Origin of the sequence: Streptomyces wedmorensis (genome assembly GCF_000716445.1) — a bacterium.
Taxonomy (GTDB): Bacteria; Actinomycetota; Actinomycetes; order Streptomycetales; family Streptomycetaceae; genus Streptomyces; species Streptomyces wedmorensis.
The window spans coordinates 243974-256300 of the sequence record NZ_JNWK01000006.1 but is presented as its reverse complement, the minus strand read 5'-3'; the positions used below and the strand labels follow the sequence as shown (position 1 = coordinate 256300).

The window sequence follows — 12327 nt, the reverse complement described above, 5'->3', positions numbered from 1 at the left end:
AGGCTTCCGGGCCTGGACGGTGCGCCGAAGGTGCGGCGCCGTGGTGGGTTGTGCCCACCCGTTCCGCCCTTGCGGAACAGTTGCCCACAACCCGGGGTCCTGCCAGGGGCGCGGCCCACAACCCGGGTGGCGCGGTGACGGGTGCGGCACACAACCCGCGGGCGTGGCCCACAACCCGGGGTCCTGCCAGGGGCGCGGTGGCGGGTGTGGCCGCCCACGGCAGGCCCCGCCAGGGGTGGCCCGCAATCAGGTCCTGCCGGGGCGCGGTCCACAGCCAGGCCCCGCCAAAGGACGGGCCCATGACCCGGGGCGCGGCCCCGCCCGAGGGGCCGGGGGAGGGGCGGCACGCGGCGGGGCCCACGGCGAGGGGGGGGGTGTCAGTGGGTGCTGAACCGCCCGAACCGCCCGCGGTGGAACAGCAGTGGATCCCCGTCCTCGGCCGCACCGAGGGCGTCGACCCGCCCCACGACGATCAGATGGTCGCCCCCCGTGTGCACGGCGCTGATCGTGCAGTCCATCCACGCCGGCGCGCCGGGCAGCCGCGGCGAGCCGGTCACCGGTGCCGGCTCCCACTCCACCCCCGCGAACTTGTCCGCGCCGCTCACGGCGAACGACCGGCACAGGCCGCCCTGGTCGGCTCCCAGCACGTTGACGCAGAACGATCCCGCCCCCGCGATCCGCGGCCACGTCGTCGACGTCCGGGCGACCATGAACGCGACCAGCGGCGGATCGAGCGACAGCGACGCGAACGACTGGCAGGCGAACCCCGCCGGCCCCTCCGCGTCCCGCGCCGTCACGATCGTCACCCCGCTCGCGAAGTGCCCGAGCACCCGGCGGAACTCCGCCGGGTCGACGGGTGGCCGCTCGTCCTCCCGTACCGCGCGCAGTACCGGCCGGGGCAGTGGTTCCACGGCCGTCGGCGAACCGGCCGCTCTCAGGTGTCGGACGACGGTGGCCGCCATCCCCGCGTGTCCCATCACACCGTCCATTGAAACTGACGGTGCGTCAGATGGGAAGTCTTCGGGACACCGAAGAGGAAGCCCCCGACACGACGGTCCGACCGTCGCCCGAGGGCTTCCGACGAGCGCCCCCGGAGGGGCACTCCGCTAGCGCCCCTCGTACCGTGCCTCCCGGCGCTCCACGAAGCTCGCCACGCCCTCCTGGGCGTCCCTGGTCGTCATGTTGAGTTCCTGCGCCGTCGCCTCCGCCGCGAACGCGGTGACGCGGTCCGAGTCCAGGGAGGCGTTCACGAGCTGCTTGGTGAGGGAGAGGGCGCGGGTGGGCCCCTGGGCGAGGCGTTCGGCCCACTCGCGGGCGGTCTTCTCCAGGTCGGCCGCCGGGACGACCCGGTTCACCAGGCCCAGGTCCTTCGCGTCGGCGGCCCCCACCGCGTCGCCGAAGAACATCAGCTCCTTGGCGCGCCGGGGCCCGACCAGCCGGGGCAGGAGGTACGCGCCGCCGCCGTCGGGGACGAGGCCGCGCCGTACGAACACCTCGATGAACCGCGCCGAGTCCGCCGCGATCACCAGGTCGCAGGCGAAGGCGAGGTGCGCGCCGATGCCCGCCGCGGTCCCGTTGACGGCGGCGACGACCGGCTTCTCGCAGTCCATCACCGCCCCGATGAAGCGCTGGGCGCCGAGGCGGATCATGCGGGCCACGTCGCCCGCGACCCGCTCGCCGGCGGCGGGGGCGCCGCGCAGGTCCGCCCCGGCGCAGAAGCCGCGGCCGGTGGCGGTCACCACGACCGCCCGGACGTCCGGGTCGGCGGACGCGTCCGCGAGCAGGGCGATGATCCGCTCGCGCTGGTCCCAGGTGACGGCGTTCATCGCCTCGGGGCGGTTGAGGGTGATCCAGGAGACGCCGTTCTCGACGGTGTGCAGGACGTCGCGGGCGGCGCCGTCCGGGAGGTCGTGGGCGGCGTCGTGCGGTGCGGCGGCCATCGGGGGCTCCTATCGGCAGACGGCGAGGGCGTCCAGGGCCACCGCGCCCTGGCCGCGCGGCAGCACCATCAGGGGGTTGATGTCCAGTTCGGCGAGGTCGCCGTCGAGTTCGAGGGCCATGCGCTGGACGCGGAGGACGACTTCGACGAGGGCGTCGACGTCGGCGGGCGGGGCGCCGCGGACGCCGTCGAGGAGGGCGCGGCCGCGGAGCTCGGCGAGCATGGAGCGGGCCTCGTGCTCGTCGAAGGGGGGAACGCGTACGGCCGTGTCGTTCAGGACCTCGACGAGGACGCCGCCGAGGCCGACGGTGATGGTGGGGCCGAAGAGGTCGTCGCGGGTCACGCCGACGACCATCTCGACGCCGCGCCCGACCATCTGGCAGACGAGGACGCCGTCGAGGTCGATCGACTCGTAGCGGGCGATGTCGGTGAGTTCGCGGTACGCGTCCCGCACCTGGCTGGCGGAGGTGAGGCCGACCTTCACGAGCCCCAGTTCCGTCTTGTGGGCGAGCTGGGCGCCCGACGCCTTCATCACCACCGGGTAGCCGACCAGCCCCGCGGCCCGGACGGCCGCCGCCGCGCTGGTGACGAGCTGCTCGCGCGGCACCCGTATCCCGTACGCCCGCAGCAGCTGCTTCGCCGCGTGCTCGCTGAGTCGCCGGCCGGGCCGCATGAGGGCCTGGGCCTTGCGGAAGGAGGGGGAGGGGGTGCGGGGGGCCTCGTCGAAGGGGGAGCGGTAGCCGGCCGTGAACCGGTGGTGGTCGAGGTAGGCCTTGACGGCCCCGATGCAGTTCCCGAAGGTGCGGAAGGTGGCGAGGCGCGAGGAGCCCAGGAGGGTCGAGCGGTACGCGTCCTCCGTTCCCAACGGTGAGCCCCAGATCACGCACACCAGCTTGTCGGTCGCCTCGGCCGCGTCGGCCAGGTCCTGGGCGAGCTTGTCGCTCATGGGCGGGAAGGGGCCGGTGATGGGACAGATCAGGACCCCGACCGACGGGTCCGCGAGGATCGCGTCGATGATCTTCCGGCCGCGCCAGTCGCCGACGGGGTGGCCGCCGTTGTCGACGGGGTTCGAGACGCTCAGGTACTCCGGTATCCACTGGTGCAGTTCGTCCTGCTTGGCCTGCGTGAGGGTGGGGAGTTCGAGTCCCGCCGCGGTGGCCAGGTCGGCGAAGTGGGCTCCCGTGCCGCCGGAGATCGAGTAGACGACGACGCCGTCCGCGAGCGGCCGGCGCGCGCGGGCGAGCAGGGTCGCCGTGTCCTGGAGCTGGTCGAGCCCGTCGACCCGGATCACCCCGAACTGGCGCATGGCCGCGTCCACGACCCGGTCGGCGCCGGTGAGCTTCCCGGTGTGCGAGGCGGCGGTGCGGGCCCCGGTCTCGGTCCGTCCGACCTTCACGGCGACGACCGGCACCCCCTGGCGTGCGGCCCGGTCGGCGGCGAGCAGGAAGGACCGGCCGTCCTTCAGTCCCTCCACGTAGCAGGCGATCGCCCCGACCTCGGGCCGGCCCGCGAAGTACGAGATGAAGTCCGCGGTCTCCAGGTCGGCCTCGTTGCCGGTCGGTGCCCAGTGCGAGAGCCGGACGCCGAGCTCCTGGAGGGTGAAGACGGGCCGGCCCTGGTGTCCGGACTGGGTGATGAGGGCGACGGCGGGCCCGTCGAGGTCCTCCCGGAAGCGCTCGAAGGCGTTCAGGTTGGTGTTCGGGCCGAGGAGGCGCAGCCCCGAGCGGCGCACGGCCTCGGCGAGACGTTCCTGCGCCTCGGCGCCGGCCTCCCCGGTCTCGGCGAAGCCGGAGGCGAACGCGACCGCGAAGCGGACCTTCGCCTCGGCCAGTTCCTCGATCACGGGCAGCGGGTCGGCGACGAGGAGGACGGCCAGGTCGACGGGTTCGGCGAGCGCGCCGACGGTGGGGACACAGTCGATCCCGAAGACGCTCGTACGGGTCGGGTGCACGGGCACGAGCCGGGCGCCCACCCGCTCGGCCCAGGCGAGCAGCTGCCGGGTGATGCCGGTGTTGGGCCGGCCCTCGGTGTCGGAGGCGCCGATGACGGCGACGGACTCGGGCCGGAAGAACCGGTCGAGGTCGGGCACGAGGGCGTGCAGCGGGCGCCCGCTGACGTCCTGGTCGCCGGGGGCGGCGGTGACGCCGTGCACGGCGGTCCTGGGCGAGTCGCCGCAGGCGACCACGCGGGCGCGGAGATCGGTGGTGAAGGTGCCGTGAGTCGATCCAAGCATGTGTTCCGCCCGCCCCTTCATCCATCCGTATACAGCTGACGCCTAGTCAGATTACAGAACTGACGGCCTGTCAGGAATGGGTGTGCGGCGGTCCGCGGCAGAACGGGTCTCCCGGAGGCGTACAACCCTTCGACCCGTCGGCGTGTCCCACCTCTCGAACGGCATGCCCGAATCGTCCGACGACAACCGCCATGGGGGACCACTTGACCCGCTCCACCCGGCCCCGGGGCCGCCGCCGCGCCCTCGGCGCCGCCCTGGCCGTCCTGGCCTCCTCCGCCGCGCTCACCGCGGTCGCGGCGGCACCGGCGCAGGCCGCCGAGGGTGCGCCGAAGCCCCGGGTGATCTTCACCGAGTACAAGGATGTCGACGGCGTCCGTACGAGCACCCTCGTGACGGTCAACGCCGACGGCACCGATCGGCGCGAGCTCGTGCCCACCGGCCAGGGCCTGCCCAAGGCCGAGATCACCGGCGTCACGTACTCGCCCGACGGCACGCGCATGGCCTTCATCAACGAGGACGGCACCTCCGACATCTGGGTCGCGAACGCCGACGGCACCGGCGCCCGCCCGGTCCGCATGGACGTCAGCGAACCCGACGGCTGGCTCAACGGCCTCGACTGGACCCCCGACGGCAAGCAGCTCTATCTGAGCTTCGGGGGCAAGCCGGGCCACGACCGCCTGCGCATCATGCGGATCAACGCCGACGGCACGGGCCTCGGCTACCTCTTCGCCCAGCCCGAGCAGACCTGGGACACCCAGGTCGACGTGGCCTGGGACGGCCGCGTGACCTTCCTGCGCGGCAGCACCGTGCACATCTGGGACCCGCGCGTGGGCGGCGACCCCAAGCCGCTCACCCAGGGCCTGCACCCCACCTTCTCGCCGGACGGCACCTTCGTCGCCTTCGCCGACGGTGCCGACGGCTCGTTCGACGTGCACTTCCAGCACGCCGCCGGGGGCAACAAGTTCGAGGTGACCAAGGGGGAACACGTCCTGTTCCCCGAGTGGTCCCCGGAAGGCTCGCAGATCGCCTACCTCTCGGGCGGTACGGAGCAGCAGGCCACCGTCAACGGCGCCTGGTCGTCCCACGGCACCCCCAAGGTCCTCTCCGCGCCCGGCGCCACCGCCGCCGACATCGGCTGGGTCACCCCGCGCGGCTGGAGCCCGCACGGCACCTTCCACCACGACTACAGCGGCGACGGCCGCGCCGACGTCCTCGCCCTGGACGCCTACGGCGTGCTGTGGCGCTACGACGGCACCGGCACCGGCGGCCTCAAGCCGCGCGTGAAGATCGGCTGGGGCTGGAAGGGCCACCGCTTCACCGCCGCCGGCGACCTCAACGCCGACGGCCGTCCCGACGCCTTCGTCCAGGACCCCACCGGCGGCCTGTGGCGGCTCGACGGGACCGTGGGCGGCGGCTTCGGGGCGAAGGTGAAGATCGGCACCGGCTGGAAGGGCTTCAAGCTGACCGGTGTCGGCGACCTTTCCGAGGACGGCTTCGCCGACATCGTCGCCCTCGACACGGCGGACAAGCCCTGGCGGTACGACGGCGACGGCCGCGGCGGCCTCCAGGCACGCAAGGACTTCGGCTACGGGTACGAGGGCACCCGCCTGACCGGCGTCGGCCCCCTGACGAAGAACGGCGACCAGAACTACTTGGAACAGGGGTCGAGCGGCGGACTCATGCGCCACGACCTGAACTCGCGCGAAAGCATCGGCTGGGGCTGGCGGAACCTCACCCTCACCGGTGCCGGCGACCTCACCGGCGACGGCGTGAGCGATGTCCTCGCCCGGGACACCTCCGGCGTGCTGTGGCGCTACGACGGTGACGGGACGGGCCGTCTGAAGCCGCGCGCCAAGGTCGGATGGGGCTGGAGCGGCCTCACCACGTTCTGATCCCACCCCGGCAGCACCCAGCGCCCCGTTTCCGTACCCCGAAGGGGGCCGGGAGCGGGGCGTCGTGACGTCACCGCCCCGCCTTCGCGAGCCTCCGCCAGGAAGGGGCGCGCGACGGTCCGTGGCAGAACGGATTCCCCGACGGCGTACAACCATGCGACGAGGCGGCGTGTCTCACCTTCCGGACGACATGCCCAAGACGTCCGGCGACAACGCATCGGAGGATCACTTGACCCGCTCCACCCGACCCCGGGGCCGCCGCCGAGCCCTCGGCGCCGCCCTGGCCGTCCTGGCCTCCTCCGCCGCGCTCACCGCGGTCGCGGCGGCACCGGCGCAGGCGGCCGAGGGTGCGCCGAAGCCCCGGGTGGCCTTCACCGAGCACAAGTACGTCGACGGCGTCCGCACCGGTGACACCCTCGTCACGGTCAACGCCGACGGCACCGACCGGCGCGTGCTCGTGCTCACCGGCCGGGATGTGCCTCCCCAGAGCAAGATCAGTGGCGTCACCTTCTCGCCCGACGGTCTGCGCCTGGCCTTCATCACCCCCGGCGGCAGCGTCTGGACCGCGAACGCCGACGGCACGAACGCCCATCTGATCCGCCTGAACCTCGACAACCCCGAAGGCACGCTCGACAGCCTCGACTGGACCGCCGACGGCCGGCAGCTCTACGCGAGCTTCTCGCCCACGCCCGATTTCGGCGGTTCCCCCTCCGTCCATCTCATCGACGTCGCCGGTGGAGGTCTCCACGGTGCCCTCCCCCGGGGCACCCAGGTGGACGTGGCCTGGGACGGGCGGATCACCTTCGTCCGAGGCGAGAGGAGCGCCTCCGAGGTCTACCTCTGGGACCCGCGTGTCGGCGGTGAACCGACGCACATCGCCTCGGGCATGTACCCGGCGTTCTCGCCGAACGGCGAGCAGATCGCCTTCTCGGCGAGTGGGTTCTCATGGGACGCGCGCGCCCACGTCCTCGACGGTGGTGGCGAGTACCCGCTGACCACGGGCGAGTACGCGGGGGCCGGCGCCGAGTGGTCCCCTGACGGCAGTCTGATCGCGTACAGCGCCGGCGGGCAGGCCGCCGTCAGGAGTGCCTCCGTGCCCGACGGCACCCGCACGGTCCTCTCGGCGCCCGGCACCCTCGTCGACGACATCTCCTGGATCGCGCCGCGCGGCTGGAACCCCCACGGCACCTTCCGCCACGACTACGGCGGCGACGGCCGCGCCGACCTCCTCGCCCTGGACGCCACGGGCGTCCTCTGGCGCTACGACGGCACCGGCACCGGCGGCTTCCAGCCCCGGCAGAAGATCGGCTGGGGCTGGAAGGGCCACCGCTTCACCGCCGCCGGCGACCTCAACGCCGACGGCCGCCCCGACGCGCTCGCCCAGGACCCCACCGGCGGCCTGTGGCGGCTCGACGGGACCGCGGGCGGCGCCTTCGGGACCAAGGTGAAGATCGGCACCGGCTGGAAGGACTTCAAGCTCACCGGCGTCGGCGACCTGAACGCCGACGGCTTCCCCGACGTCCTGGCCGTCGACGCCACGGGCGCCGTCTGGCAGTACGCGGGCGACGGCCGCGGCGGCCTCCAGGCCCGTCAGCGGGTCGGCACCGGGTACACGGGCCAGCGATTCACGGGCGTCGGCGCGTTCACGCGCAGCGGCTACCAGAACCACCTCGGCCTGTTCCCGAACGGCGACCTCCACCGCTACGAGCGGGGCGGCGCGGACAAGATCGGCTGGGGCTGGAAGGGCCTGACCCTGACCGGCGCGGGCGACCTCTCCGGCGACGGCGTCACCGACGTCCTCGCCCTCGACACCGCCGGCGTGCTGTGGCGGTACGACGGCGACGGCAAGGGCGGCCTGAAGCCCAGGATCAAGGCGGGCTGGGGCTGGACGGGCATCTCCCTGTTCTGACCCGGCCGACTCCGGCCCGAGGAAGCACCTGACGGCGCCCGCCCCCGACTCGGGGACGGGCGCCGTCCGTCACTTCGCCGACGACCGTGCGATCCGCCGGGCGATCCTCTCCGCGTCGATCGCCAGCTCCCGGAACATGCCGCTGATCGGGTTGGTGAACCCCGTGAAGTACAGGCCGGGGGCCTCGCGCGGGCAGCGCGCCCCGTGGACGACCGGGCGCCCGTCGCCGTCCAGCACGTCCAGGTGACCGAGGAGGGGTTCGAGGGCGCGCCGGTAGCCGGTCGCGGCGATCACCGAGTCCGGAGCGATGCGGGTGCCGTCGGCGAGCACCACCTCGCCGCCGTCGAAGGCCTCCACCGCCGCGACGACCTCGACCTTCCCGGCTCGTACGGCGTCGATGAGGCCGACGTCCTGGACGGGCACGGCGCCTTCGCGCTGGCGGGTGGCGACGCCGGTGGCGGGCCGGGGGAGGCCGTGGGCGGAGAGGTCGGGGACGGCGACCCGGGCCATGAGGTCGCCCATGCGGTCGACGAGGGCGACGGGCAGCCGCCGGACCAGGATGCCGGTGCGCTGGGCGGGCCAGCCGGCGGTGGTGCGGCGGACGATGTGCGGGACGGTCCGTATCGCGAGCCGTACGCGCGCGGCGCCGCCCCCGGCGAGGTCGGCGGCGATCTCGGCGCCGGTGTTGCCCGCGCCGACGACGAGGACGTCCTTCCCCTCGTACGGCCCCGGGTTGCGGTAGGTCCGCGCGTGGCCCAACTCGCCCTCGTACGCGTCGCGGCCGGGCCAGTCGGGAACGTGCGGGGTGTGGTTGTAGCCGGTCGCCACCACCACCGCGCGGCCGGTGAGCCGCCGCCCGCCCGTCGCGTGCAGGATCCACTCCGCGCCGTCCCGCTCGACCCGGAAGACCTCGACCCCGGTCACGATCTCCAGCTCGTGCTTCTCGGCGTACTTCTCCAGGTAGCGCACGACGTCGGCACGGGCCACCCAGCGGCCGAACGAGCGGGGCATCTTCAGGCCGGGGAGCGCGGAGAGCCGCCGGGTGGTGTGCAGCCGCAGCCGGTCGTAGTGGGCGCGCCAGGAGGCGCCGACGGCGTCGGACTTCTCCAGGACGACGGCCCGGACGCCCCGCGCGCCCAGGGCGGCGGCGACGGCGAGGCCGCCGGGGCCGCCACCGATGACGTACACGGGGTGAGCGGGGGGTCGATGGGGGGTGGTGATGGCCATGACTGCTGAGCGTAATGACGTGTACACGCAGTGGGTCTCGGTCAAGAGGGATTTCGGTTGCGAATCGGTCACGTCCGCGCGGCCCCGCCCGTCCGCGCCCCGCCTCTTGCGCTCGCGGCCACCCTGCGCTGAACTGACGTACCGTCAGATCAGGCTCTCCGAGGGGGCACGCATGCAGACCGTCTGGCTCACCGGCGCCGAATGGCTCGCCGTCCTCCGCATCGGCCTCGGCCTGTGGTGGCTGGAGAGCTGGCGCCACAAGGACAAGAAGGGCTGGTTCGAACGCGGCACCGGCATCGCCTGGGCCGCCGACGTCGCCGGCAAGCACCGCTGGCCGCAGGTCAAGAAGGGCTTCGAGACCGTCGTCGCCCCGCGCCCCAAGCTGATGGCGTACGTCGTCGTCTACGCCGAACTCGCCCTGGGCCTCGGCCTGGTCGTCGGCCTGCTCACCCCGGTCGCCCTCGTCGGCGGCCTCCTCCTCAACCTCCTCTACCTCGTCCTCATGATCCACGACTGGGCCGAGCAGGGGCAGAACGCGATGATGGCCCTGATCTCCCTCGTCGCCCTCTTCGCCGTCTCCTGGCAGACCTGGTCCCTCGACTCCGCGATCGGACTCTTCTGATGACGGCCACCCCGGCGAACCTCCCCGACATCGACGCCTTCACCCGCCCCTACTGGGACGCCGCCGCCGAAGGCCACCTCCTCCTGCGCCGCTGCGTGGCCTGCGAGCGCGCCCACCACTACCCGCGCGAGTTCTGCCCGCACTGCTGGAGCGAGGACGTCCGCTGGGAATCGGCGAGCGGCCGCGCCACCCTCTACACGTGGTCGGTCGTCCACCGGAACGACCTCCCGCCGTTCGGTGAGCGCGTCCCGTACGTCGCCGCCGTCGTCGACCTCGCCGAGGGGCCGCGCATGATGACGGAGGTCGTGGGCGTGCCGGACGGCGACCTCCGGATCGGGATGGAGCTGGAGGTCGCCTTCCGGCCGGAAGGGCCGGAAGGGCCGGAAGGGCCGGAAGGGCCGGAAGGGCGGGAGGGTCGGGAGGGTCCGGACGGGCAGGTCACCGTCCCCGTCTTCGGCCCCCCGCGCTCACCTGGTTCCCAGGGCTGAGATGTTCCGCCACAGCTGTGCGCGGTTCGTGGAGTCGCAGGTGTACGTCATCACGAACGGCGGACCGACCAGCAGGCAGTAGCCGCTGTTCATGTTCTTGATCGTCCGCCCGGAGGACGTCGACGTGCCGATCTTCCAGGCCTGGACGCTGGAGCCGCTGCACGGGGCGATCGTCACGCTGGAACCCCCCGGCTGCAGGCACTTCCCGGACTTCTTGCTGACGAGGCGGAAGGTGCCGTCGGCGCCGGGGGAGTAGGTCCAGGAGTACGCGAGGTACCCGCCGTTGGTGGGCGCCGAGCCGCACTCGTAGGTGTTGACGAGGACGGCGTAGCCCGCGTCGTTCTCCGCCAGGCACTGCCCGTTGGAGACGTTCTCGATGGAGTACGTCCCCGAGGGCCCCGAACTGGTGGGCGGCGGGGGTGCGGGTGCCTTGGTCGTCGGCCTGGGCGCCGGGGCGGTCGTCGATCCGCCGGAGGAGCCGGAGCCGCTGCCGGAGGTGGCGGCGCCACCGCCGGTGGAGCTCGACCCGCCGCCCCCCGAGGCGGACCCGCCGCCCGAACCCCCGGGCAGCGTCCCCGTGCCGCCGGAGCCGCCACCGCCCACGGCCCCACCTCCCACCGCGCCGCCGTCGACGGGCGGCGGCGGGAGGGGAGCGCCGGGTGAAGCGGGCGTCGTCGAAGCCGGCGGCTTCGACGACGGGGCCTTGGAGGACGGGGAGCCGGGGCCGCTCGACGGCGGCACGGCGGCCGGCTGTGAGACGACGGCGGACGGGGAGGGCGAGGTGCTCGGGCCGGCGCCGAGGCGGCCGATCTCGTACGGGCCGAGGGCGACGGTCAGGGTCGTGCCGGTGGCGACGACGACGGGTACCGCGAGCATGACGAAGCGGTTGCGACGCTTGCGCTGCTCGCCGTGCGCGCCCCGGCCGGTGACGGCCGACGGGTCGGGCGCGCCCGTCGAGGGCTCCCTGCCGGGCTGCGGGGTGAGCGAGGCGGTGGCGACGTCCTCGGAGGGCTCGGCCTCCTCCAGCTCGGTCAGGTGCTCGGCCGTCGGTGCCTCGGCGGCGAAGGCCGCGCGCTCGCCGATCCGCTCGGCGACGGCCGCGGGCCAGGCGGCGCCCGCGGCCCGCTCCTCGGTCAGCCCGACGAGCTCCTCGGCCGTCGGCCGGCCCGCCGGGTCCTTGGCGAGACACTTCCGTACGAGCTCCGCCAGCGCGGGCTCGGTCTCGGTGAGCCGCCCGAAGTCGGGTTCGGCGTGGACCACCCGGTAGAGGAGGTCGGGGCCGGAACCGTCGCCGAACGGGGGCCGGCCGTTGGCCGCGTACAGGAGGAGGCTGCCGAGGGCGAACACGTCCGCCGCGCCCGTGAGTCGGCGTTCGGCGACGGCCTGCTCGGGTGCCATGTAGGCGGGCGTGCCGATGACCATGCCGGTCTTGGTCAGCCGGCTCTGGTCGGCGGCGCGGGCCACGCCGAAGTCGATGAGGGAGAGGCCGTCGCCGGTCAGCATGACGTTGGACGGCTTGAGGTCGCGGTGCACCATGTCGGCGCCGTGGACCACCCGCAGCCCGTTCGCCGCGTCGCGGAGGAGGCGCCAGAGGGCGTCGCCGGTCAGCGGGCCGCCGTTGAGCCTGATGGCCTCGTTGAGGGTGATGCCGGGGATGAACTCGGTCGCGAACCACGGGGGCTTGGCCGTGCGGTCGCTCGCGAGGAGCTTGGTGTTCGCGCCGGCGGGCAGCCGGGCGAGGTTGTCCAGCTCGTGCCCGAAGTGGCTCAGGAAGTCGGCGTCCTCGGCGAGCACGGGCAGCACCCGCTTCACCGCCGCGAACGTGCCGGGCACGGCGCCGAGGTACACCCGGCCCATCCCCCCGGACCCGAGCACCCCGAGCAGCCTGAACGCCCCGATCCGTCGGGGGTCCCCCGCCTCCAGCGGCATGGCCCCGCTGCCCGTCAGCCCACCGAAACTAGAGTTGTTTTCCAATTCCCCCTGCATGGGCGACACACTAGCCGAGCCCCCTTCCGAT

At 73.7% G+C, this 12327-nt stretch carries 9 protein-coding genes; 4 read left to right on the top strand and 5 right to left on the bottom strand.

Features of this window, described 5'->3' with window-relative positions; genetic code table 11:
* Positions 1-377 precede the first annotated feature (377 nt).
* From OO54_RS07710 to OO54_RS07700, 3 genes are all read right to left on the bottom strand, one after another.
* Positions 378-977 (bottom strand): flavin reductase family protein, encoded by a 600-nt coding sequence (locus tag OO54_RS07710; RefSeq protein WP_234439292.1) that lies wholly within the window; start codon positions 975-977, stop codon positions 378-380.
* Between the two features lie 129 nt (positions 978-1106).
* Positions 1107-1940 carry an enoyl-CoA hydratase/isomerase family protein gene (locus tag OO54_RS07705; RefSeq protein WP_051786769.1) on the bottom strand — a complete coding sequence of 278 codons (834 nt, stop codon included), beginning with the start codon at positions 1938-1940 and terminating at the stop codon, positions 1107-1109.
* Positions 1941-1949: 9 nt separating this feature from the next.
* Positions 1950-4172 carry an acetate--CoA ligase family protein gene (locus OO54_RS07700; RefSeq protein ID WP_033202078.1) on the bottom strand — a complete coding sequence of 741 codons (2223 nt, stop codon included), beginning with the start codon at positions 4170-4172 and terminating at the stop codon, positions 1950-1952.
* A 191-nt stretch (positions 4173-4363) separates the two neighbouring features.
* Here OO54_RS07700 and OO54_RS07695 point away from each other — a divergent pair, with 191 nt between their 5' ends.
* Together OO54_RS07695 and OO54_RS42290 are read left to right on the top strand one after the other, a co-directional pair.
* A complete protein-coding gene (locus OO54_RS07695; RefSeq protein WP_033202077.1) occupies positions 4364-6064 on the top strand; it encodes a VCBS repeat-containing protein in 1701 nt (566 codons plus the stop codon).
* Between the two features lie 229 nt (positions 6065-6293).
* Positions 6294-7973, top strand: coding sequence for an FG-GAP-like repeat-containing protein (locus OO54_RS42290; protein ID WP_159391564.1), 1680 nt, complete (start codon positions 6294-6296; stop codon positions 7971-7973).
* A 69-nt stretch (positions 7974-8042) separates the two neighbouring features.
* On the opposite strand, the gene OO54_RS07685 is transcribed toward OO54_RS42290, so the two are convergent.
* Positions 8043-9200 (bottom strand): flavin-containing monooxygenase, encoded by a 1158-nt coding sequence (locus tag OO54_RS07685; RefSeq protein ID WP_051786767.1) that lies wholly within the window; start codon positions 9198-9200, stop codon positions 8043-8045.
* A gap of 172 nt (positions 9201-9372) precedes the next feature.
* On the opposite strand from OO54_RS07685, the gene OO54_RS07680 reads away from it, so the two are divergent.
* A complete protein-coding gene (locus OO54_RS07680; protein ID WP_033202076.1) occupies positions 9373-9822 on the top strand; it encodes a DoxX family membrane protein in 450 nt (149 codons plus the stop codon).
* Entirely contained in the window at positions 9822-10310 is a 489-nt protein-coding gene (locus OO54_RS07675; RefSeq protein ID WP_033202075.1) for a Zn-ribbon domain-containing OB-fold protein, read from the top strand. Before OO54_RS07680 ends, OO54_RS07675 begins: the two co-directional genes overlap by 1 nt.
* Here OO54_RS07675 and OO54_RS07670 read toward each other — a convergent pair.
* Complete coding sequence (locus OO54_RS07670; RefSeq protein ID WP_234439293.1) at positions 10290-12296, bottom strand: serine/threonine-protein kinase; 2007 nt, start codon at positions 12294-12296, stop codon at positions 10290-10292. The genes OO54_RS07675 and OO54_RS07670 overlap by 21 nt on opposite strands.
* Positions 12297-12327 lie beyond the last annotated feature (31 nt).